This window comes from Arachidicoccus terrestris (assembly GCF_020042345.1).
Classification (GTDB): domain Bacteria; phylum Bacteroidota; class Bacteroidia; order Chitinophagales; family Chitinophagaceae; genus Arachidicoccus; species Arachidicoccus terrestris.
This window is the reverse complement of sequence record NZ_CP083387.1, coordinates 270897-295376: the sequence shown is the minus strand read 5'-3', so window position 1 is coordinate 295376 and position 24480 is coordinate 270897. Positions and strand designations below refer to the sequence as shown.

General features: G+C 44.3%; 20 protein-coding genes. 16 read left to right on the top strand and 4 right to left on the bottom strand.

The window, feature by feature from the left end:
• Entirely contained in the window at positions 1–2403 is a 2403-nt protein-coding gene (locus tag K9M52_RS01080; RefSeq protein WP_224070222.1) for an ABC transporter permease, read from the bottom strand.
• Positions 2404–3138: 735 nt separating this feature from the next.
• On the opposite strand from K9M52_RS01080, the gene K9M52_RS01075 reads away from it, so the two are divergent.
• The 5 genes from K9M52_RS01075 to K9M52_RS01055 all read left to right on the top strand — a co-directional run bounded on the left by K9M52_RS01075 (position 3139) and on the right by K9M52_RS01055 (position 6912).
• Positions 3139–3636, top strand: a complete 498-nt coding sequence (locus tag K9M52_RS01075; RefSeq protein WP_224070221.1) for an SRPBCC domain-containing protein — start codon at positions 3139–3141, stop codon at positions 3634–3636.
• A 76-nt stretch (positions 3637–3712) separates the two neighbouring features.
• Entirely contained in the window at positions 3713–4507 is a 795-nt protein-coding gene (locus K9M52_RS01070; RefSeq protein WP_224070220.1) for an SDR family NAD(P)-dependent oxidoreductase, read from the top strand.
• Between the two features lie 58 nt (positions 4508–4565).
• Positions 4566–4709, top strand: a complete 144-nt coding sequence (locus K9M52_RS01065; protein ID WP_224070219.1) for a hypothetical protein — start codon at positions 4566–4568, stop codon at positions 4707–4709.
• Positions 4710–4937: 228 nt separating this feature from the next.
• Complete coding sequence (locus K9M52_RS01060; protein ID WP_224070218.1) at positions 4938–5519, top strand: Crp/Fnr family transcriptional regulator; 582 nt, start codon at positions 4938–4940, stop codon at positions 5517–5519.
• Between the two features lie 481 nt (positions 5520–6000).
• A complete protein-coding gene (locus K9M52_RS01055; RefSeq protein WP_224070217.1) occupies positions 6001–6912 on the top strand; it encodes an alpha/beta hydrolase in 912 nt (303 codons plus the stop codon).
• A 260-nt stretch (positions 6913–7172) separates the two neighbouring features.
• Here K9M52_RS01055 and K9M52_RS01050 read toward each other — a convergent pair whose 3' ends face one another.
• A complete protein-coding gene (locus tag K9M52_RS01050) occupies positions 7173–7559 on the bottom strand; it encodes a hypothetical protein (RefSeq protein ID WP_224070216.1) in 387 nt (128 codons plus the stop codon).
• Positions 7560–7916: 357 nt separating this feature from the next.
• Between K9M52_RS01050 and K9M52_RS01045 the strand changes: the two genes are divergently transcribed.
• From K9M52_RS01045 to K9M52_RS01025, 5 genes are all read left to right on the top strand, one after another.
• Entirely contained in the window at positions 7917–8510 is a 594-nt protein-coding gene (locus K9M52_RS01045; protein WP_224070215.1) for an RNA polymerase sigma factor, read from the top strand.
• Positions 8511–8598: 88 nt separating this feature from the next.
• Entirely contained in the window at positions 8599–9861 is a 1263-nt protein-coding gene (locus K9M52_RS01040; protein ID WP_224070214.1) for a FecR family protein, read from the top strand.
• Positions 9862–9992: 131 nt separating this feature from the next.
• Positions 9993–13457 (top strand): SusC/RagA family TonB-linked outer membrane protein, encoded by a 3465-nt coding sequence (locus tag K9M52_RS01035; RefSeq protein ID WP_224070213.1) that lies wholly within the window; start codon positions 9993–9995, stop codon positions 13455–13457.
• 47 nt (positions 13458–13504) lie between these two features.
• Positions 13505–15055, top strand: coding sequence for a SusD/RagB family nutrient-binding outer membrane lipoprotein (locus tag K9M52_RS01030; protein ID WP_224070212.1), 1551 nt, complete (start codon positions 13505–13507; stop codon positions 15053–15055).
• Between the two features lie 81 nt (positions 15056–15136).
• Positions 15137–17632 (top strand): phosphocholine-specific phospholipase C, encoded by a 2496-nt coding sequence (locus K9M52_RS01025; RefSeq protein WP_224070211.1) that lies wholly within the window; start codon positions 15137–15139, stop codon positions 17630–17632.
• Positions 17633–17708: 76 nt separating this feature from the next.
• Here K9M52_RS01025 and miaE read toward each other — a convergent pair whose 3' ends face one another.
• Complete coding sequence (gene miaE, locus K9M52_RS01020) at positions 17709–18290, bottom strand: tRNA-(ms[2]io[6]A)-hydroxylase (protein ID WP_224070210.1); 582 nt, start codon at positions 18288–18290, stop codon at positions 17709–17711.
• A gap of 145 nt (positions 18291–18435) precedes the next feature.
• On the opposite strand from miaE, the gene K9M52_RS01015 reads away from it, so the two are divergent.
• The 5 genes from K9M52_RS01015 to K9M52_RS00995 all read left to right on the top strand — a co-directional run bounded on the left by K9M52_RS01015 (position 18436) and on the right by K9M52_RS00995 (position 22425).
• Complete coding sequence (locus tag K9M52_RS01015; protein ID WP_224070209.1) at positions 18436–18939, top strand: hypothetical protein; 504 nt, start codon at positions 18436–18438, stop codon at positions 18937–18939.
• A gap of 247 nt (positions 18940–19186) precedes the next feature.
• Positions 19187–19567: a 30S ribosomal protein S12 gene (rpsL, locus tag K9M52_RS01010; protein WP_091400239.1), complete on the top strand. Its 381-nt coding sequence runs from the start codon at positions 19187–19189 to the stop codon at positions 19565–19567.
• Positions 19568–19595: 28 nt separating this feature from the next.
• Positions 19596–20063, top strand: a complete 468-nt coding sequence (gene rpsG / locus K9M52_RS01005) for a 30S ribosomal protein S7 (RefSeq protein ID WP_224070208.1) — start codon at positions 19596–19598, stop codon at positions 20061–20063.
• Between the two features lie 277 nt (positions 20064–20340).
• Entirely contained in the window at positions 20341–21852 is a 1512-nt protein-coding gene (purH, locus tag K9M52_RS01000) for a bifunctional phosphoribosylaminoimidazolecarboxamide formyltransferase/IMP cyclohydrolase (RefSeq protein ID WP_224070207.1), read from the top strand.
• A 111-nt stretch (positions 21853–21963) separates the two neighbouring features.
• Positions 21964–22425, top strand: a complete 462-nt coding sequence (locus K9M52_RS00995; RefSeq protein WP_224070206.1) for a DUF6157 family protein — start codon at positions 21964–21966, stop codon at positions 22423–22425.
• A 135-nt stretch (positions 22426–22560) separates the two neighbouring features.
• Here the strand turns inward: K9M52_RS00995 and K9M52_RS00990 are convergent, their stop codons facing one another.
• On the bottom strand, positions 22561–23511 hold the full coding sequence (locus K9M52_RS00990) for an NAD-dependent epimerase/dehydratase family protein (protein ID WP_224070205.1): 951 nt from the start codon (positions 23509–23511) through the stop codon (positions 22561–22563).
• Between the two features lie 89 nt (positions 23512–23600).
• On the opposite strand from K9M52_RS00990, the gene kdsA reads away from it, so the two are divergent.
• Positions 23601–24428 carry a 3-deoxy-8-phosphooctulonate synthase gene (gene kdsA / locus K9M52_RS00985; protein WP_224070204.1) on the top strand — a complete coding sequence of 276 codons (828 nt, stop codon included), beginning with the start codon at positions 23601–23603 and terminating at the stop codon, positions 24426–24428.
• The last annotated feature ends 52 nt before the right edge of the window (positions 24429–24480 follow it).

Sequence of the window (24480 nt, the reverse complement as noted above, 5' to 3'; positions counted from 1 at the left end):
TTATTCTGTTTTTAAACTTTTTATAGGATTGGCTCTGGCAGCCTTAATGGCTTGGAAACTAATAGTCATAAGTGAGATGGTCATGACGAGTAAAATCACCAGAATAAAGATCCACCAACTCAAGGCGATTCTGAAGGCGTAGCTTTGTAGCCACTGATGTACCGAGAGCCAGGCAATAGGCAAAGCGATGAGCGCTGCCAGAAGCACGAATTTTAAGAAGTCTATCGACAACATTGCCACAATGCTTTTTGCGGAGGCCCCTAGCACTTTACGGATACCGATTTCCTTGACTCTTTTTTCCGCGGCATGTGTCGCCAGTCCGAACAGGCCAAGGCAGGAGATAAGGATGGCCAGCGTAGCCAGGGCGCCGACAATGGTCCCTACCTGCCTGTCGGCCCGGTATACTTCTTTGAAATGATCATCCAGGAACTCGTATTGAAAGGGATGATCGGGAAATACGTTTTCCCAGGTCGACCGTAAATATGCAAGTGCCTGCTCCGTGTTGTGGCCGCTGATCTTCACGCTTATATTACTATACCCCCAGTCCTTCTGATTGAACATATAAAGTGTCTCCACTTTATATTGCATGGAGTTGAAATTGAAGTTGTTGGCGATTCCAACAATTTTTCCCAGCGAGTCAAATCCGAAGCTGTCGCCTATCAGGGATTGCATAGTTGTGCCTTTCGGCTCGTCTTTTAGCAGCTCTTTTGCCATCGACTCATTAAGGATATATTCCTTGCCGTTTGCGGAAGGATCCGTTGAGAAGTTATGGCCATACAGCAGTTTTATCCCGTATAGGGAAAGATAATCCGGATCGACGATTAGCCGGGTGCCGGCAAGTGACCGTTCGGGGCCTTTTCCTTTAAATGTAACGCCCGACTGGTCCAGATGACTACCCAATACATCCTGGGCGGCCGTTACTCCGGTGATCATACTGCCTTTAAGAAATAATTGCTTTAGCAGGTCGTACTTCCTATAAGTAGTAGCGTCAAGTGAAATGTTGACTACTTGATCCGTATTGAATCCCGGGTCACTCTTGCGCATGAAATTCACTTGTCTCACTACGAAAAATGTGGCAGTGACTAAAAATATAGCACTGGAAAATTGTGTTACGACCAGGATATTCCTGAGCGCCCCCTTAGTTTTCCCGTTTTGCAACTGTCCTTTCAGCACCTTGACGGGTTTAAAGGAAGAAAGATAGATGGCTGGGTAAAGGCCAGATAATATGCCGATAAAAAGCGCACCGGCCAGAAGGAATGGGGCAGCCCAGATACTCGTAAATAGAGGAAACTGAAGCTTCCTTTGGATTAAATTGTTGACGACCGGCAAAGACAACTTGATGATAATGACCGCTATCGCGGTAGCCAGCAGCGTTAATAATACAGATTCTGCGATATACTGTATGCAAAGTTGCCTTTTGGAAGCGCCGATGGATTTTCTGACGCCGACCTCTTTGGCCCTTTCCGAAGACCTGGCGGTAGAGAGATTCATAAAGTTAATGCAGGCGATAAGTAGGACGATGCAGGCGATTATGAAGAAGATGTTGGTGTAGCCATTGTCAAATTTTTGATAGTTGATGTAATCCAGCCCGATGTCTGCTGTGTTTGCGTGAATCGCCTTAAAGGGAGACAGGAACAGTTGGTATTGCTTCCACTGGTCACCACCGGACATATGACGCTCAAGATAAGCGTCGAATCGATCTTCAAGTCGAGCGATATCTGTATGAGGCGCAACCTGAAGATAAGTATTAAGCCAATTGGATCCCCAGTTATTCAGCCAGTCTGGCTGGTAAATGGTATTAAAGGAAAGCAGGCCGTCAAATTGGATCTGTGACTGCTGCGGAACATTTTCAAGTACACCCGTCACGACAAAAGTCGTTGTGTCTTCGCCATAGTGGATGACCGTTTTGCCTATGGCCTGAGATTTGCCGAAGAGTTTTTCAGCACTGGATTGGGTCAGAAGTACGCTGTTAGGTTTTTGCAGTGCGGTTTTCCAGTCTCCTTCGAGCATTTTAAAATTGAACATCTCCAGAAAAGTGGAATCCACAAAGAGCATCTGCGGAAAATAGACCTTCTTCAGGTTGTAGGTTAGGGGGTATTTATGTTGCCAGCTCACCCTTGTAAAGTTCTTGATTTCCGGAAACTCCGCTTTCATGGTAGGCCCCATCGGAAACATGGACAGCGCCACCTTTTGGGAAGAAATCATGCCCGGAAATTTCTGGACTTCGCTGATACGATAGATATTATCGGGCTGGAAGTCATCGAAGCTCTTTTCATAGGCAACGAAAAGCAGAATAATGATACCGGCGGCAATACCGATACTTAGACCTCCTATATTAATAGCGGTATAGATCTTATTTTTTCGGAGATTACGCCAGGCCGCTCTAAAGTAATGTGTAAACATTTTTACTTATTTGATAATATGAAAGTAAAGTTGTATCATTTATTGAGTATGCGGTAAACGGATGCCAGTTAAATGCCAAAATGGTAATAGGTTAATTTCTAATGATTTATTTTTTGCCTGGCAGTGACCCAGTGTCCGTTTTTGATACAACCTAATTAAAAGCGGACAGTCAATCTGCAGAAATAGCTTTACTGTATAAAAATAGGTTGCAGGTGGAGTTGTTTCCCTGAAAATGCAGTAAAAACACAGGTATATAGAGTTATCATAACTTATATACTAATTGCAATAATTCACAATATGATGAACAAAAATATTCGATACACGAGACTTTACAGATTAAGGGCGCATCATTACTTGATAAAACATCTGTCAATCAATTACTTAGCAAAAATGAGAATCAAGATTCCCAAAAACTAAATTATAACCCGTTGACGCTCTTTTAGTTTTAACGGGATACTGGTGATTGTTTGAAGGTGCTGGATCCGATCCAGATCTCTTGGCTATAAGTCTGGCTTCATTTTCTTGACAGATCTGCTTGATTTTGCAACTCTTCGAATATCTTCTATGAAATATAGCTTTTCAAGATCTTCTAGATAGACAGGGGTTTCGCCAAGCCCTGTCATCAGATGCTTTTTGGATATCAGTGTGACATTTATCACATATTAATTCTGTCAAATGTCCTTTTTGGATGTCTGGATCTGACGGAACTTTGTAAAAATTAAAAGAGTTATAATTATGTATGACAAAGTGAAATGGCCGGCGGATCAAGAGCCGAAGATATCTGCAATCTATGCGCTGAACGATATCGATATCAAAGCACCTGCTGAGGTGGTTTGGAAATTATTGGTGGATGCTAAAAACTGGGGAAGCTATTTTCCACCTGAAGATCAGGTAGAGATACTGAGCGGCGAAACAGAGCTGGTACTGGGCAATAATTGGAGCCGTGTCACCATAGGATTCCTGATGCACCTGACTGTAACTGAATTTGTGCCAAACCACAGGCTGGCGTGGAAAACTACTGTTGACGACGACAATACCAACTCAACTGCCTACCATGGCTGGGTGATCACACCTACAGAGGATGGTGTACACGTACTTACCGAAGAAACACAACAGGGTGAATGGTTCCTTAAAATCCTGGGGCACAAGCATCCGGGTGGCTTATACGCTTACCATCAGGAGTGGCTTGAATGCCTGAAAACCGCAGCTGAGAGGATAGCTGCCGTCAAATAATCAAACAGGGGCCGTTCGAGCAGTTGATGCCTCGTCCGTAAAGCATTCAAAATATAACATTTAACACTTAAAGATTATGAATCTGAAATTAAAAAATAAAACTGCACTTGTAACCGGCTCAACGACTGGTATAGGCTTTGCGACGGCTGGGTCGCTGGCAGCCGAAGGTGCAAAAGTGATTGTTAATGGTCGTACCCTGGAACGGGTTGAAGCCGCCGTAGCAAAGATCAAATCTGATACCGGAAACCAAAATGTTTACGGTGCTGTTGCAGATCTTGAGCATGCGGAAGGAGTCTACAGTCTGACCAGCCGGTTTCCTGAGGTTGATATTTTGGTTAACAACATCGGTATTGCCGAACCCAAAGCATTTAATGATATTTCTGATAAGGAATGGCTGAATATTTATAATGTCAATGTAATGAGCGGTGTCCGCCTCTCACGTGCGTACCTGAACAAGATGCTGAAAGTAAACTGGGGTCGTATCATATTTATCTCGAGCGAATCAGGTGTACAGATACCTGCTGAAATGATCCAGTACGGCGTATCGAAAACCGCCCAGCTGGCTTTGGCCCGCGGCTTGGCCGAAACGACAGTGGGTACGTCAGTGACCGTAAACACTATATTGCCGGGCCCGACCAGGACTGATGCGATAGTCAATTTCCTGAAATTAACAGCCGAACGGCAAGGCATCAGTCAAACAGAAGTTGAAAAGGCATTCTTTACCAGTATGCGAGGTACTTCTATTATCAAGCGTCTGATTGAGCCGGAAGAGATCGCCAGCCTGGTAACCTATGTGGCCAGCCCTTTGTCCGCGGCAACTAACGGTGCTGCATTGCGCGCAGATGGCGGAGTGATCAAGTCTGCTTTCTAGTAAATTATTAAAGGAGCAAGTTTAAATTTTAATATCATAACAACAAATTGAATGATCAGTGCCGGGCATATTGGGCAGGCCTTTTCGCCACAGTTATAGTAATGGCCTGGTCGTTTCCGATGTTTCCCGGATTACACCGGAAAAGTGTGATACGGAACTGGCACTCGCAAACGTGGCGACCTGGCTATTGGTGGCAAGGTAGAAGTCCGTGCAGTTCTCTCGATATGCTCGAATTTTAATTTCAGTACTAGTTTGTGCAGCACCCGGTATTTATGCAGCAAACCCGCCGAAAGGCTTCCTTGGCACATTTACCGACTGGCTGACAAGGTGGATATATGTAAATTTGAGTTTTTGTTACTTTAAATACATTATTCGCGTTTATAAGGAAATAAGCGATATTTTGAATATTTTTGTTATAAATACAACATCAATGTTCGAAGTCTTCGCAACTTACTTAAAACAGAAAGCTGAACTTAGCGATCCGGAAATGGAAATGGTGCGCGCGGTTACAATCAGTAAGCGCCTGAGGAAAAGGCAGTACCTGCTCCAGGAAGGAGATGTCTGCCATTACAACTGCTTTGTAGCCAAAGGTTGCCTGCGTAATTACCGTGTCAGTGAAGATGGTACGGAGCATATTCTGAGGTTTGCCCTAGAGAATTGGTGGCTGAGTGACCAGGAAAGCTACAATAATAATACCCCCAGTAAAAATAACATAGATGCTCTTGAAGATAGCGAATTACTGCTGATTGATAAAGATGACTTTAACGGACTGGTTGAAGCCATTCCCCGCTTTCGGGAATTAAGAGATAAACTAAAAGCAAGAAGCTATGATGTCAGTCAGAACCGTATCATGAGTAATCTTAGCGATACAACTGAAGAGCGGTACGCGACCTTTATGAAATCCTATCCTAATATTTTCAACCGTGTTCCGCTGCATATGATCGCTTCTTACTTGGGTGTATCCAGGGAAACCCTCAGCCGTATCCGGAACCGCAATGCCAAAGCGCACTAGATCATATTGATTATTGTTTCCATTTGTTGCCGCATTGCGAGGAATTCCAAAACCAATTTGTATCGAAAACCCTTGTATAGTTGGATTTACTGTATTGGTAAATAATTGATCATTTTGTTGTGATATAAAGATGCTGAATGCGCTTCTATTTTAATATTCGTGATTATGCATTTATTTTTCTTAAATCAGTGAGGGCTGTTTTTTTGCATTTTTTGTTGTTTTGGTCTCATGTACTGGAGGAACATCCGTTATAAAGAATAAGCTCTCTTTGAGAGGCTTGATGATTCTTTTAGGGAACCTGGCAATAAAACCTGCGGTCCTATTGCTAATGGTTATGCAATCCTTACGATAGAATCGCTTTTCTCTATATAAAGAAAGCGCCTATTGGATACTGGTGGCTTCACCGCTTGGTTGAAAGATGCATGATAAAGCAAATAAAGAATTTGTTACGTATATTTGGAGATTATTTAAAACTCATTTTATGAACCCCATAAAGTCTTCAATTGTTTTATTACTCATCTGCATTGGCATGGCTGTCCAAGCCCAGACAAAAAAGACTGATTATCTGACGACCGACGATAGCACAAGATTATTTGTCAAGAAATCCGGCAAAGGGCCTATCTGTATTTTTATTCATGGTGGTCCGGGCGCCTGGAGTAAGTCTTTTGAAGAACTAAAGGGGCGTAATCTGGAAACAAATCTGTCAATGGTCTATTATGACCAAAGAGGGTGTGGCCGCTCACAGAAAGCTGCAAGTGGTGATTATTCTCTGGAAAGAATGATTAAAGATATAGATTTGATCCGCAAGCATTACGGTGCTGAGAAAGTCTATTTAATGTCTCATTCATTTGGAGGCATTCTTGCTTTAAATTATTCGCTGAGACATCCGGACCATGTCAAAGGGTTGATCCTTGTAAATTCAACACTCAGTATGGGGAATTCGTTAGAAAATCAGCTTCATTATATAAATAGCCTTTTGAATACGGACTTTGCTGTGCCTGACAGCACATCCGCTTCGTTACTGTCGACATTTCTTACAGCAAAAAAGGCGCTATCTGAAAAAGATTTAGGTTATAAGATGCTTTCAGATAACAAAACAAATGTCGGCCTGGTAGATGAAATAGACAGAAATAACCCCAGTGATTATGATTTTGCCAAACATGTCTTTTCTATAACTGATTACTGGCAGGATTATACGCCGATGACCGCGCAAGTAAACTTGCCCGTTTTAATAGTTACTGGTGCGAAAGATCATTCCATTGGTGAAAATCATTATTTATTGTTTCATTTTAAAAATGGGGCGGTCCGGAAAATTAATGGCGGACATATACTATATTATGAAAATAACAAGGCGTTTATCAGTTCGGTTTTTGACTTTGTAAAAACCAATTAAAACCGTAGGCTCCGCAGTTGGCGTTGGCGCCTGGCAAAGCAGACTATGGGAAACGACTTGCAATCCGGGCAAAAGAATGATACTTCTTTTTGGAAGCGGCTGCCCGTATTTTGCCCCAAGCTGTGTAATTAATTATCTAGCTGCTCCGGCGGATGTGGTATGAACTTTTCAAAAAATCGCCATAGCTACAATCAATGCAACTACGGCGATTTTGTCGGTCATTACCTGTATGTCATCTATATCGTCGGGTAATAGTAAAACTACCTGGTACAATCCGCTGTCCATGTACCGTCGTCGTTGGATACCAGCATTTTCAGGGTACTAGCCGTAATGGTAATACCGGTAACGCCTGTACCAATACTTACATAGGTGTTGGCATCCTTTTTCTCAAATTTTACATTATTGATATCCGGAATGCCGCTGCCGAACTTAAAGCTGTATGATGAGCCGACTTTAACGACGGTCAGCTTACCATCTTCATCATTAATGGTTTGTCCGTCACCCTGGTAGGAGATGGTGCCGTTATAGGTACCGATGAAAAAGTCATTGTCAGCGGGATCATCATCTTTACTACAGGAAATGGTAAAAACTGATATGGCGAGTAATGCCATACATAGTACACCCAAAAATTTGAATTTGTTTTTCATAAAGATTGTTTTTATTACACTATGATAATTTCAATGACTATGCCAAACGCGTCTAAATATTCGACGTTCTTATTATATTTTATGTATAAAAGATCATGATATGGTAATAATCAGTTTATATTCAATTGCGAACTTTGTGGGAGCCTGCATTCTTAAAAAGAGCTTAAATCCGGTAAATATGTGGGTGTGGCGCTTTTTTGGTTGAATCGAAAAAGACGCTGTGATTTATTACAGAAAAAAAATTATTGTAGTGAAAATGAATAGAATAGTAGTTAGACAAACGATTGCTTTTTAAAGTTCTTAACATAATCCAAATGTTTTCCCTAATTTTACTTTAACGATTTTTAAAACAAAATAATGGAACATCAGACAGCATATGATAAAAGTTTATGGTCCGCCGCCCGTGGAGGTGACGTATCGGCTTTTAGTGAGCTGTTTGAATTATACTTTCCAAAACTTTATCATTTTGCTTTTAAATACACGAAAGACAGCTGCCTTGCAGAAGATCTGGTTCAGCAGGTCTTCTTAAAATGCTGGGAGAAAAAAAGTGCTTTAGGTCATGTAGACAATATTGCTCTTTATCTGCACAGATGTATTAAAAACGAATTGATTGATGTCATGCGCCGGCAGGTGCTTCATTTAAAATATCAGGAGCATATGGTTCATAACCTCTTGAGAGAGGAACAGTCACCATCAGCAATTCAGTTACAACAAATACAGGATGAAATCTTTACTGCGGCCGTTAATCATCTTTCTCCGCAGCAAAAAAGAGTATATAAGCTTAGTAAAGAAAAAGGACTATCCTACGCTCAGATTGCTCAGGAAATGGAAGTATCCACCCATACAGTTAAATGGCATGCGGCCGCTGCGTTTCAATCACTTAGAGTCTTTTTGAAGCGCCATGAAAAAGAGTTATTTGTTTTCTCACTGTTTTTTTCAACTTTTTTTTAAAAAAGTTCTGTTTTCACCTATTCTTTTTTAATGCCCGTTCGTCTTTATGGATAGTGGTCGATAATGACGCCCTATTCTATGTTCATGCATGACGCCAATAGAGACAAATATTTTTATTGATCTGGTGGAGAGATATACCACGGGACAATTCCTGACAGAACAGGAGTTGGATCTGCTTGAACGTGGTATGCGGGATGCTGATTGTTTAAAGGCATTAGATGAGAAAATGTCTTTAGAGCTGGAGAGCGGGCCGGATGATAAAGAGGACGCAGTAAGCGTTTCTTTTCAGGAAGAAGCCCTGGCCAGATTCAGAGAAAAATTAAAATCCGCAACCGACAGGGAGGCTGCTCGCCAAAATACGCTAGATAAGGAAAGCAGTGTAGTAGACAGCCATCACCGGCCTTTCCAGGCAAAGATGATGGTCGCGGCTTTGATCGGGGTGGTCCTGATAATCGTGGGTATGGCAATATTTCAATTAAAGAAAAAAGGCGGAGGCACAGATCTGGCAGACAGTCGGGAAAAATACCATAGGACAGTACCGATTGTCCCAGGCTCTTCAGGCGCTATTCTGACTTTGGGTAATGGCCGAAAGATTGCCTTAGGCAATCCCCATAAAGGCCTGATACATATTGGCAGCCTGACCATTGAGCAAAACAAGGACGCAGCTAAATTCAGTAACAGCGTATTAGAAAACGGTAAAGTATTATATAATACGCTGACGACTCCCAGAGGAAGACAGTTTCAGGTGGAGCTGCCCGATGGTACGGATGTATGGCTGAATGCCTCCAGCTCGCTGAAATTCCCGACTATATTTAATAAGGAAAACCGGACGGTTGAGCTGCGTGGAGAAGCTTATTTCGAAGTTGAACATAATGCTGATCATCCGTTTCAGGTCAGGGTGAACGGACAACTGATTGAAGATATCGGTACGAAGTTTAATGTCAAAGCCTACAGCGATGATCCGGTAATGCTGACGGCATTGGTGGAAGGCACCGTGGACGTTTCTAATGGCCTTAAACGCTTAAGACTGGCCCCCGGTCAACAGGTCAGCATAAGAGGGGAGCGGATGGCTGTGTCTAAGGCTGATTTGAATCAGATTCTTTCCTGGAAATCCGGATTCTTTGCTTTCCGGAATGCGAATATTGAAGAAATTATGCGTCAGCTTTCCAGATGGTACGATGTGGATATCAGGTATGCCAATGCGCGGCATGGGAAGCAAGAAGATGCCCAACGCTATACGGGCAGAATAGACCGTAACCTTGACCTGCAGGACCTGCTGGATGGGTTACAATTTTCTCAAATGCATTTTAAAATTGATAAAAATAAAAGAACCATTGTAATCGAAAACTGAGCTACGAATATAGACACCTATTAGTAAGAGACATAAAAAGCCGGAAGTGCTGCGAACACTGCCGGCCATAAAGTCTGAAAATTAACCATTCTGTGGAAACTGAATTATTAACTTCAAACTCGTACAAAAGTATGGAAAAAAATGCTGTGCGCCACTCCGAAGTACATCGGCAGGCAGCTCAATCTCGCCAAATTTTACTCGTCATGCGACTGACCATTATTATGCTAGTGCTTGCCTTGACCCAGGTGCAGGCAAAATCCAATGCTCAAGACGTTACCCTGAATGCGTCTTCATTAAGTCTGAAACAGGCGTTTTCGAAAATTGAGCAGCAGACCGGATACAGTTTCTTTTATAAAGATGCTGATATTCAGGGTAGAACGATATATGCCCTCCATTTTAACAAAGAACCGCTAAAAGAGGTCCTGGGCGCTATTTTAAAGGAACAATACCTGGGTTATGTTATTAAGAAGAAAACCATTTTTATCCGGCGCCTGTCCCAAACGGCTCCCGTCACACTGCCTGCCGCAACCCCTCCGGTTGTTCAGCAAACAACGATCAAAGGACAGGTTACCGACCGGGCCGGTATTGCCCTTTCGGGTGTGGCAATACAGGTAAAAGGTACAACCAAAGGTGTGATCACGGACGCCTCTGGTAATTTCTCTATTGGATTACAGAACCCTGAAAAAGCAGTTCTGGTAGTCAGTTTTATCGGCTATGTTACGAAAGAAATTGAAATAGGGAATAGAACCGATCTTCAGATTCAGCTCACCGAGCAGCCGCATCAGATGAATGATATCATCGTAACGGCGCTGGGTATTAAAAGCCAGGAAAAAGCATTGGGCTATGCTGTTCAGAAAGTAGGTGGCGATCAGGTAGAAACCGTTAAAGGAGTTGACATCGGGACTTCGCTCACGGGTCATGTAGCCGGGCTGGTGATACATAACTCCACTGAGTTTAATCAGACACCTACTATTGAGTTAAGAGGAGAAAACCCGCTACTTGTCATCGATGGTGTTCCTTATGGTAATATGACGCTCCGAGATATCCCTACAGATGATATCGCCGAGATGAGCGTATTAAAGGGCTCGACTGCTGCTGCTTTGTATGGCGCAAGGGGTGGCAACGGGGCGATTATGATCTCCACAAAAAAAGGCACCCAAAATGGTGGCCTTTCTGTCACACTTAACAGCAATATGATGTTTACCTTGGGTTATCTGGCTATCCCTGAGGTGCAGACATCCTATGCGCATGGGCAGAACGGAAAGATCTCTACGGACTATGTCTGGGGGCCTAAACTAGATATCGGTGATTCTGCCTTGCAATGGAATCCCAGGACCAAACAGGAAGAAATGATGCCGCTAATTGCCAGCGGGAAAAACAACCTACAGAATTTTATGCAGACAGGCATTATCACCAGCAATAATATCAGTGTTACCAAGAGTGGTGAAAACGGCTATTTCAGGGCAGGGTTAAACCATGTATATAATCAGGGGCAATTTCCCAATGAAAAGCTGAATATCATTAATTATACCATGAGCGGCCAGATGAAAATGGGCGATAAGTTTGATCTTGAAGCCCACATGGGCTATACCCGCCAGACAGCGCCTCAGATCTGGGGCCGCGGGTATGGCCCGCAGGGATATTTATACCAGATCCTGGTATGGACCGGTCCGGATTACGATATCAGGGATTATAAGGATTATTGGGTAAAGCCGAATGAATCGCAAAACTGGTTGTATAGTGCCTGGTATGATAACCCTTATCTGATCGCGCATGAAAAGCTGGACGGTATAGAACAAAATAAACTCAATGCCAGTCTGGTCGCCAATTATCATTTTACTAAGGATCTGAAACTGATGTTCAGAAATGGTTACGATTATTACAGCAACGAAGAGACGGTCCGGAATCCCGCTGGTATTAACTCCACCAGGGGCGGCTCCAGTAAAAGCATGAGTATTATCAGGGGCGGGTCACTTCCCAGTCTGTTTTCCTGGAACTGGGGCGGAAAAGGCATGTATGGTATGAACGAAATGTGGGGATATAGCCTGAACAGTGATTTGATCTTGACCTATAACAAAAAGTTTGGCAATTGGGGCTTGGATGCCTTAGGCGGTGGAAGTATTTTCTATTATAGGGACAGAGAATTCGGTGCGAAGACCGTCAATGGGCTTCAAGTGCCAGGATGGTATTCTCTGGCCAATGCCATTCCCTCAACATCAGTAGGTGTCAATTCAATCAGTAATAACTACGGCACCTGGAAAAGGCAGGTCAACAGCGTGTATGGCAAGGTTTCCTTAAACTGGAAACAGGCTGCCTTTATCGATGTAACAGGCCGTGATGACTGGAGCTCAACACAGCCTGCCGCAGAAAGATCTTATTTCTATCCTTCTGTTTCTTCCAGTCTGATTTTGTCTGAGTTTTTCCATTTGCCCAAGTTTGTCAATATGTGGAAGGTCAGAGGATCCTGGGCGGTGGATAAAGATATGGCGGGAGTATATGCCATCAACAGGTTATATGATATTCGTTCTTCATGGGGGTTGACCAGCTCGAGCTATCCAAACTCGCTGTTGCCTTCTGATCTGTTACCGTCCTCGACCAGAACCTGGGAATTCGGTACGGCCGCCTATTTACTGAATAACAGATTACATTTTGATATTGCCTATTTCAGCAAGTTATATTATGACCGGCAGATCTCTGCGGACATTTCTGAAGCCTCAGGGTTTGAATCAACACTGGTGAATACCAAGGAAACAATTGCCCGTCGCGGACTGGAAATTACCGTTGATGGGTCCATTATCAAAAATCAGCACTTTGAATGGCATTCTACTGTCAACTATGCCTTCCAGCATCGCTATTATGTTCAGCTGGATCCCGTCTATTCCTCAGACAATCTCTGGACAAAAAAAAGAGCCAGGACAGATACTTATCTGATCAATGACTGGTTGCGTGATCCCGAAGGAAATATTATCCATGAGTCTGGCTTTCCGGTGGAGAGTGATTATCAGTCCAAGATCGGGTACGGTGATCCGGACTTTGCCTTTGGCTGGATCAACGATTTTAGGATTGGCCGGATTTCCATTGGATTAAATATAGACGGACGCGTGGGTGGTATTATGTATGATGATATCTGGGACGTGATGTTTGAAACAGGTTCCAGTCCTGAAACAGACACAAAGTGGCGCTATGACCAGGTGGTCAATGGAAAGAACAACTATATCGGCGATGGAGTGAAGGTTGTTTCCGGAGAAGTAAGCTATGATAAGTACGGCCGGATCACCAGTGATACCCGTAAATATGCAACAAATGACGTAGAGGTAGGGTATCAGGACTATGAGCAGTCTTTGTCCGGTGGCGGCAATCATGGCTATATGAATGAGACCTTTGTCAAAGTGAGGGAGTTGTCGGTCGGTTATGCCATTCCGACTGAAAAATGGTTTGGTAAGAAAACGGGCATTAAAAGTGCTTCCCTGTCACTGACTGCCCAGAATCTGTTTTTATTTACCGGCTTTAAATACTCAGACCCGGATAATGACGCTGAAGACCTGAACGCGCCTTCACAACGCATGATTGGGGTGAATATCCGCCTAGGGTTCTAACCGCACCTCTTCTTTTTGCTGAATATTTAAACAATAAAACTATCAGAATGAAAACGAAAATTCATACAATAATATATATACTGCTGACAGGGGCACTGTTTTTGGGCAGCTGTACCAAAAAATTTGATGAGATCAATACCAATCCGGATAAGTCAGTCAGCACCAGTGCCGCGGCATTGGCGACGAATATGATTACCTCTATTTCGTCCGCAGAGATCGCTTCCACTAAGTCGTTCATGCAGCCTTTTATGATGGGCAAGTATATTCTCTGGACGGAGCAGCAGGAAGGGGCCCAGTATAATAAGATCGTAAGAGCGGGTTTTGGCAGACTGGAAGTACTTAGAAATGTACCCGCAATGCTTCAATATGCAGCGGGCCTGACAGATGGCACACAACCTTCTTACGAAGCACTGGGGCATTTTATCCGGGCCTGGGAGTTCTTTTATACCACCATGCAGGTAGGAGATATCCCGTATAGTGAAGCGGTCAAGGGGAAATCTGACGGTATTATCAAGCCAAAGTATGATGCCCAGAAAGAAGTCTTTGCCGGCATTCTAAATGAATTAGACAGCGCTAATCTTCTTTTTGGCAAAGGTGCAGATTTTGAAGGAGATTTTGTTTTCGGGGGAGACGTAGCCAAATGGCAAAGACTGACCAACAGTTTTGAACTCTATGTACTGATGTCACTTTCGCATCAGAGTGACGATCCCGATCTGAATGTCAAGGAAAGGTTTAAAACGATTGCCACCACCAGAAACCTAATGCGCAATAATGCGGACAATTTCGCCGTGACCTACCAAAATACAGGCGGTCTCTGTTATCCCTGGTCCAACACGCCTGTTCAGGTCAATTCTTTTGTGATTTATCCGGTGGTCGGACGCAATTTGATTGAACCGCTTAAGGCTTTAAAAGACCGCAGGCTGTTCTATTTTACGGAACCGGCAGCCGCCAAAATCAAAGCCGGCCTGCCTGCCTCAGATTACAATGCTTATGTCGGAGTGGAAGCTTCTGATCCCATCAACCAGGTCAAGCTGGCTCATGATAACGGATTGTTCTGCGATGTAAACGCCCGCTATGTGGAGCTCTTTAATCCGGAGCCTGTAGGGCTGTTTAATTATTGGGATCTGCAGTTTATACTGGCGGAAGGGGCGGTCAGAGGCTGGCTGCCGACCTCCGGTGCGGAAGGCTATTTTGATCAGGGCATTCAAGGTTCAATGTCGTTTTTAATGGCGCATACCGACGAAAAATATACGCATGGCATGCCGATCACCGATAGTTATATCCACGATTATTTGTCAACGGTTAACCTGAGCGGCACAGCTGAGCAAAAAATTGAACAGATTATTACCCAAAAATACCTGGCCGGCTTTCTGCATGACGTTAATTATACAGCGTGGTATGAGAACAGACGCACGGGGTATCCGGTTTTCAAACTCAATGCCTCTACCAATCTCAATCAGCCGAATACCCAATTTCCTAAAAGGTGGTTATACCCGCAAAACGAGCTGGATCATAACGCGGACAATGTCTCGGCAGCCATTCAAAGCCAGTATGATGGTAACGACAACGTCAATAACCTTATGTGGATCTTAAAATAGCCGCTTTGTTAAAAGTGCTGATCAGTTACTGTATTTACGTATTTTGGGCGTATCTATACGCCAGTAAAATTGAATATTTAAATGGATACAAGAAGAACGTTTATTAAGAAGGCCGCCATGTTGGGGGGAGGGGTAGGCCTCTGGTCAGCATTGCCTGCTTCCATCAAAAGAGCACTGGAAATAGACCCTGAAAAGGGGAGTACCTTTATGGATGCGGAGCACGTGGTTTTGCTGATGCAGGAGAATCGTTCCTTTGATCATCTGCTGGGCTCTTTACAAGGGGTACGCGGGTATAATGACCCCAGGGCGATCACGATCCCAAATGGCAATAAGGTTTGGCTACAGACAGATGAAAAGGGGCAGACATACGCGCCTTTTAGATTAGACATAAAAAAGACCAGATCTACCTGGACAGGCAATTTACCTCATTCCTGGACCAACCAGACAGACGCCCGTAATCAAGGAGGGTTTGACCGGTGGCTGGAAGCCAAGAAATCCGGCTATGAAAAATATGCCCATTTACCGTTAACATTGGGGCATTATACCCGGGAAGATATTCCCTTTTATTACGCCTTGGCAGATGCCTTTACCGTCTGTGACCAGCATTTTTGTTCCTCACTTACCGGAACAACACCGAACCGTTTATTTTTCTTCACCGGTAAATTGAGAGGCGGTAAAAACAATCAGGCCAATGTAGATAATTCCAATGTAGACTATCAAAATGAAGTTGATTGGCAGACCTTTCCCGAACGACTGGAACAGGCAGGCATTTCCTGGAAAGTGTATCAAAATGATATCAGCCTGGATAATGGCATGACCGGTACGGAAGATTTTTGGCTGGGGAATTTTACAGACAATCCACTTGAATGGTTTAAGCAGCATGGTGTGCGCTATAGTCCCGGTCATTATGACAAGGTGAAAAAAGACCTGGCAGCCCTGCCAGAGCGGATAGGGAAGGCCCGGGAAGAACTGAAAGTACTGACGGGAAAGGAGCAGAAGAAAGCTGAAGAGAAAATTCAGGAGATGGAAGCTGCTTTAGCCTATGCGAAGGAAGCTGTCGTGAAATACAGCCCGGAAGCTTTTAAGCAGCTCCCCGCAAGACTCCGGGCACTCCACAATAAGGCTTTTACGGTCAATAGCGACGACCCGTATTACCATCAGGTAGATACGATCCATTATCAGGATGCGGATAGCGGCCGTCAAAAACAAATGAAAGCGCCTAAGGGAGATGTTTTCTACCAGTTCAGAAAAGACGTCGAGTCCGGGAAGTTACCCAAGGTCTCCTGGCTCGTCGCTCCGCAGGCATTTTCCGATCATCCGAGCGCTCCGTGGTATGGCGCCTGGTATGTTTCAGAAACAATGGATATTCTGACCAGTAATCCGGAAGTCTGGAAGAAAACCATCTTTATTCTGACCTATGACGAGAATGACGGCTATTACGATCATGTGCCGCCCTTTGTAGCGCCCAACCCCAGGGATCCTGCATCAGGACTGGCCTCGGAAGGGCTGGATATTGAAGATGAATATGTGAGCCTGGAGGAAGATTTGCTTCGTGTCGGCAATCGTTATAAAGCATTTGCCAGACAAAGCCCTGTCGGACTCGGTTACCGGGTGCCCCTGCTGATCGCTTCACCCTGGAGCCGGGGCGGGTGGGTGAATTCACAGGTTTGTGACCATACTTCGGTTCTGCAGTTACTGGAATCCTGGCTTAGCAAAAAGCTGGGGAAAGCCATAAAAGAAGAAAACATTGGCTCCTGGCGCAGAGCCATCTGCGGCAATCTGCATTCGGTATTCCGGCCCTTTAATGGCAGGAAGGTAGATTTGCCTTTTATAGACCGCAATGACTTCCTCGGCAGCATCCAGCAGGCAAAAGACAAAGAGTTACCGGATGGATTCCATTTAATGACGCCTGAAGAGATAACGCTGTTTAATGCAAAACCTTCGGCATCGCCTTATCAGCCTAAACAAGAGAAAGGGATTCGTAATGCCTGCGCGCTCCCATACGAACTTTATGCGGATCTGAATTTTGATTTTGAAAAAAAACGGCTGGGACTATGCCTGCAGGTCGCGGATAAACTATTTGGTGAAAAAGCCGTCGGTGCGCCGTTTACCGCATACGGGTTGGGAGGCCCGGAAGCGTTTAGAGTGCGGAACTATTCTCTGAAGCCGGCAGGCAGGCTGGAGGATAGCTGGCAACTGGATCTGTGGCAGGGAGCGTCTTTTTGCCTGCAATTGCACGGGCCTAACGGATTTTTTAGGTCCTGGCAGGGGAAGAAAAAGTCCGGAATACCGGCTATTCGCATTAGCTATCAAAAAGGCAAAGACCTGGCCATCGAGATGAAGAATACGGTCGGAAGATCACTGACAATATCGATAAAAGATAATAGCTATGGTGCAGCGGCACGAGACATACGGTTGGAGGCAGGGGCGTTGATGACGATTGCCTGGCCCGCGGAAAAATCTTACGGATGGTATGATTTTTCCATTGTGCATCCGGATTTTGAATGTCAGTATGCAGGTAGAATTGAAGATGGGGAGCCGGGCAAAACGGATCCGCTGATGGGTGGTATATTATAATACCGTTTGGTTAGGGGCTAAAGCAATGCGCCAGGCATTTTCAGTCTGGCGCATTGCTTTATATTTCCCAGTACGCTTATCCATGGATCTGCTCTTTTTTGCCATAAGATTGTATGAGCTCCGATTCGAATTCCAGCCACTGTTGCCATCTTGCGTCTACATCCACATCTCTGGCATATTTTCGGGCGAAGTTCAAAAAAAGTGTATAATGGCCGGCCTCGGATACCATTAAGTCGTAGTAGAACTTAGCCAGCTGCTGGTCTTTAATATTGGTAGAAAGTAGCTTGAATCTTTCACAGCTTCTGGCTTCAATCATTGCAGAAAATAGCAAACGTTCAATAAAGGCTGTATTACGACTGCCATCCTTCTTGCAGAATTTCATGAGCTGTCCTACATAATCATCTTTGCGTTCTCTGCCCAGCGTATATCCTTTTTGCCAGATCAGATTGATGACCATCTGAAAGTGCTGCATTTCTTCTAAAGCCACTTCTGTCAGCGATTGAACCAGGTCGGGGTATTCGGAGTTATTGGCAATCAGGGAGATCGCATTGGAGGCCGCCTTTTGCTCGCACCAGGCGTGGTCGGTTAAGATCTCAGAAAGGTTATCTTCCGCAATATTGGCCCATCTGGGGTCGGTCGTTAATTTGAGTCCAAGCATTTTTCTATTTTGAGTATAAATGATGGTTGCAAATTAACTAATTTCCGGGCAACCGGTGGCGCAGGCGTGTCGTTTACCGAAAATACGCGTTCCTTATTGTCTATGAAAGTAAAGTCCACGTATTTTGCAATATAAATTGATGACCATGAGCATATCTAATAAAAAGAATGTATTGCCGGCGCTGCTGTTTTACCTCTGTCTGGGTTTTGTCTGGGGTGCCTGTACCGGTAATGACAGCGGTTCCGGCAAAAATAAAAATGACGGGCAGCTTGCTCATAAAAATGAAACGCCTAAAGTGGGAGAGAAGGAGTGCTACAACTATATCGTGAATGGGGATACGATCATTTTGACCCTCAAGTGGCTGGATACCAGTAAATTTACCGGATCTATGGTCTACAGACTAAAAGAAAAAGATGGTAATATCGGCACTCTGGAAGGGCAACGGAGAGATTCTATCTTACTCGCCGATTACCGGTTCAGTTCAGAAGGAATAACCAGTACCAGGGAAGTCGCTTTTAAAAAGATAGCAGATTATATGGTAGAGGGCTTCGGCGATGTATCGGCTGATTCAAGCGGATTTAAATTTACCAGTCCGGATTCGCTTACATTTGACCTGAATAAAAAATTACATCAAGTTAACTGTTTATAATAAATTTTTACAATTGATAATCAATGTCTTATTATTCTTTTGTTGTTCTATTGAATTAAAAAGGGCGATTTAACCGTGATTATGCATATATAATAAGGTAGCTTTATGTAATTTTGCTCCAAGACATAAAATACAGATATACACAGGTGTGGATATTTACAGCGGAATAATATTCCGATAAAATTTTGAATTGTTTAAATAATATACCTACCTTTGCAATCCGTAAAAAAAATATTAAGTATTTAGAATGCCTACAATACAACAATTAGTAAGAAAAGGCCGCGAGACGATCAAAGCCAAGAGTAAATCCAGAGCATTGGACGCTTGTCCTCAACGTCGTGGTGTTTGTACACGTGTATACACCACTACACCTAAAAAACCGAACTCAGCCCTTCGTAAAGTGGCTAAAGTGCGTTTAACCAACAAAATTGAGGTGATCGCCTATATTCCGGGTGAAGGACATAACCTGCAGGAGCACTCCATCGTTCTGATTCGTGGCGGAAGGGTAAAAGACCTGCCTGGTGTACGTTATCATATCGTACGTGGTAGCCTGGATACAGCCGGTGTTAAAGGCCGTAAACAGAGCCGTTCTAAATACGGTGCCAAAAAGGAAAAGGTTAAAAAATAATTGATTAATAGTAGATTTCAGATAAATAATGAGAAAATCACAAGCCAAAAAGCTCCCCTTAGCGCCAGACGCACGTTTTAATGACAAAATGGTTACCCGTTTTGTAAATAATTTAATGTGGAGCGGTAAAAAGAGTACGGCTATCAAAATATTTTACGACGCTGTAGATAAAGTTTCCAAAACCACTAATGAAGATGGTTATGAAATTTGGAAAAAAGCTTTAGCGAACGTTACGCCTTCTGTAGAGGTGCGCAGCCGCAGAATCGGTGGTTCTACTTTCCAGATTCCTATTGAAGTACGCCCTGATCGTAAAATTTCTTTGAGCATTAAATGGTTAATCCGTTACAGCCGCGAAAGAAATGGTAAGACCATGGCGGATAAACTGGCTAACGAAATCATTTCAGCCAGCAAAGGTGAAGGTGCCGCTTTCAAAAAGAAAGAAGATACACACCGTATGGCTGATGCGAACAAAGCCTTCTCTCACTTCAGAATCTAATCCGGTATTGTCAGGCAAGTCCGTCTGCTTTACCAGATCGTTTTCTATAGCTTTGTAACAGTAGATTTAGAGATTAATAATAATATATGCAAGGTCCTCCATAAGAGGACCTTGTCTGTTATGGGGCCACCAGAAGCGGCGGAGCCGTTAGTTTTGCACCGCGGCCGCGCGGCCTGTGGAAAATTGCCGCTTGAAATCCCCTCTATTGATTGTAAATTTGCCACCTAATCGTTTCTAATGGCAGCGATCCCTTAAAATCTGCCGTAAATCAAATCATATGCAAAAAAAAATTCAGTCCGCACTGATCTCTGTCTTTTATAAAGATGGACTGGCGCCACTTGTAAAGCAGCTTCAGGCACAAAATGTTACTATTTATTCCACAGGGGGGACCCAGAAATTTATCGAAGAGCAAGGCATCAGCTGTATACCGGTAGAAAACCTGACAAGCTATCCTTCTATTCTGGGGGGCCGGGTTAAGACCTTGCATCCCTGTGTCTTTGGCGGTATTCTGGGCAGGAGGGATAATGAGCAGGATATGCAGGAAATGAAAGAATATAAGATCCCGGAGATCGATCTGGTCATCGTAGACCTGTATCCTTTTGAAGAGACATTGAAGCAGACTGACGAGGAAAAGAAAATTATTGAGAAAATCGATATAGGCGGTCCGTCAATGATCCGCGCCGCTGCCAAGAACCATAAAGATCTGGTCGTGATTTCCGATAAGGAGGATTATGCCGGCCTGGTAGAACTGTTGCAGAATCAGGATGGAGCGACAACACTGGAACAAAGACGCAGTTATGCTGCCAAGGCTTTTGAAGTAGCCATGAATTATGATATTGCAATCAGCAACTATTTTAATGGCACAATATTGCAGCCACTGAAAAATAGGCAGGTGATGCGTTACGGGGAGAACCCCCATCAACAAGGGAGCTTTTTTGGCGACCTGGACGAAGTCTTTGTACAGTTAAATGGTAAAGCACTTTCTTATAACAATCTGGTGGATGTGGACGGTGCTGTTCAGTTGGCCCTGGAATTTAAGGAAGAAAAAGAAGCTGTATTTGCGATCTTTAAGCATACCAATGTTTGCGGTATCGCCATCCGCCCGACACTGAAAGAAGCCTGGGATGCGGCGCTGGCCGGTGATCCGGAGAGTGCTTTTGGTGGCGTCATTATTACCAATAAAACGGTAGATAAAGCAACAGCTGATGCTATTAGTGAGATATTCTTTGAAGTCTTGATTGCACCGGCATTTGACCAGGAAGCGCTTCTGGTATTAAAATCTAAGAAGAACAGAATTCTCTTACAGATTAAAGAAGACGCGCCACTCGCTAAAACGTCCTTTAAATCTATCCTGAACGGTACGCTGGTACAGGATATCGATCAGGGAAATTATGAAAAATGGGAAGAAGTAGGGGGCAGAGCCTCCACCGGGGATGAAAAGGAAAATCTGCGTTTTGCCAATCTGGTGTGTAAACATCTTAAAAGCAACGCCATTGCGCTGATTAAAAATAAGCAACTGATCGGAAAGGGTTGTGGTCAGACCAGTCGGGTAGATGCGTTACGGCACAGCATCGAGAAAGCCCGACAATTTGATTTCGATCTCCATGGCGCTGTTATGGCATCCGATGCGTTTTTCCCATTTGATGACTGTGTAAAAATGGCGCATGGTGAAGGTATCGAAGCGATTATTCAGCCGGGCGGTTCTATCCGGGATAAGGACAGTATCGCGTATTGCCAGCAGCATAACCTGGCGATGGTCATGACGGGTCAGCGGCACTTTAAGCACTAGGACGAAATAGAAACCGGCAGCGAAAGGAGCCGCTTTTGCTGCCAGTTATGATAGTTACAGATAGCAGTTTACAATAGTGGATTGCTATCTGTTTTTTCATTAAATTCGCTTATGGGATCTATTTTGAAAACAACAGAAAGGTTATACACAACCAATTACAAGAATGCCTTTATTCAGGTAGCAGAGGACTGTGGCCTTACGAAGGCTGTTATACCTGCTCTCAAGGTGAAAAAGGGAGTGGTTGAGCCGGTACAGACACAGGGCAGGATACAGTATGAGCTTCTGGAAGCTGCGCCTTATAAATATAGTTCAGATGATGTTTTGTTTGCCGTATATGCTGAACAGCAAAAGATCGCCGGGAAGATATCTGCTCAGCAGCGACGCGAATTTTTTAGTAAACCTAAAGCCTGTTTCAGGGCTTCACCGCTCTGTAAGAAATTCGGATGGGGAGCCCACTTCAATGAAGAAGGTAAGATGGCGATCTACGCCGTGGAGACGGAAAGGTACAGGCAATTAATGGCCGACCCAGCTATTGAACAGTTTAAAGCCATGCGGAGCGTCCGAAAGCGATGAAGTAGGTATTCATTGTTCAGGGAAGAGATACCCGCTGCGATACACCCCATCTGAATAAGCGCGGCTTATCAGATGGGGTGTATCGGTTTGGCGTTATGTGAGCACTCCCTGGCGACGTTCAATGCTGCTCTGCGATCAAGGCTTGATATTTTTCAGCATATCCTCCGTCATTTTAGCCAGGTCAAAGGCCGGCTGCCAGTTCCAGTCATTTCTGGCTTCGCTGTCATCGATAGAAGCCGGCCAGCTGTCAGCAATCGCCTGACGGAAATCGGGCTGGTACTCAATACGGAAATCAGCAATATGTTTTTTGATTTCTGCTGCGATTTGTTCAGGGGAGAAACTAATGGCTCCCAGATTGTAGGACCGGTGGGTGTTGATGTTTTCAGAAGGGGCTTCCATGAGCTCCAGGGTGGCCCTGATTGCATCTTCCATATACATCATGGGCAGGAAGGTATCCTTCTTTAAAAAACATTGATAGGTGCCTGTTTTTAAGGCGCTATGGAAAATATCAATCGCATAATCTGTTGTACCGCCCCCCGGGGCAGCCTTATAGCTGATAATACCCGGATAGCGGATACTGCGGACATCCACGCCGTATTTTTCAAAATAATAATTGCACCAGGACTCTCCTGCATATTTACTGATACCATATACGGTGGTGGGCTCTACGATGGTTTGCTGAGGGCAGTTGTTTTTGGGGGAACTGGGCCCGAATATAGCAATACTACTGGGCCAGAATATTCTTTTTAGCTTTTCCTCTTTTGCAATCTCCAGCACATTTAAAAGTGCGGTCATATTAATATTCCAGGCCATCAGGGGCTGTTTTTCCCCTACTGCGGACAAGACAGCAGCCAAATGATAGATCTGTGTAATACCATGCTCTTGTACAATGCGAAGCATGGCCTCTTTATTGAGTGCGTCCAGGGTGGTAAATGGACCGGTTCCTTTAATCAGCGGGCTTTCTTCTCTTAAATCTGAGGCCAGTACCTGTTCCGCCCCGAATCTTTTTCTCAATGCTAACGTCAGCTCTCCTCCAATCTGTCCCCCCGCTCCAATAACCAGTATCTTTTCGGTATCCGTACCCATAATAACATGTATTTTATTTTCGAACCACAAAGAAAACAAAACTTTGACGTAAGTTCGCATATCTGAATAAAATAAAACAAACGTTTGATATGTTCAATAACCAATTTATGCAGACACTGTTAAAAGGTCAGCAGTATAACCCCGATAATTTCTTTCTGATTGCCGGCCCTTGTGTGGTAGAAAGCGAGGCCTTGCTGGATGAGGTGGCCGGTAAAGTGTCAGCTATTTGCAAAAGGCTTGAGATTCCCTATGTATTTAAGTCCAGCTATAGAAAGGCGAACAGGACCAGCGCCGGCTCTTTTACCGGAATAGGAGATACAGAAGCTCTGACACTTTTGAAAGGCGTGTCTGATAAATATGGCTTACCAACGGTTTCTGATATCCATACCGCTCCGGAAGCCGCCATGGCGGCCGCATATGTCGATATGCTGCAGATCCCTGCCTTTCTTTGCCGTCAGACAGATCTGCTGATCGCCGCAGCCGAAACGGGTAAAGTCGTCAATGTCAAAAAAGGACAGTTTCTCAGCGGCGCTTCCATGAAATTTGCGGTCGAGAAAATTAAGGGAGCCGGTAATGATCAGGTCCTGCTCACAGAAAGGGGAACGACCTTTGGTTATCAGGATCTGGTCGTAGACTATCGTAATATTCCGGTGATGCGGGAAACAGGCGTTCCGGTTGTGATGGATTGCACGCATAGTCTGCAGCAGCCCAACCAGACAAGCGGTGTCACCGGCGGAAATCCCCGAATGATTGAAACGATCGCGAAAGCGGCCATCGCCACCGGGGCGGATGGTCTGTTTATTGAAACCCACCCGAACCCTTCCGTAGCGAAAAGTGACGGCGCCAATATGCTGCAGCTGGATTTATTGGAGGCCCTATTAGAAAAATTGGTAAGGATACGCAAAGCGGTTGTATAGATCTGTGCTGTTTTTAAGAACAAAGGGATGTATAAAAAAACGCCGCCGGAAT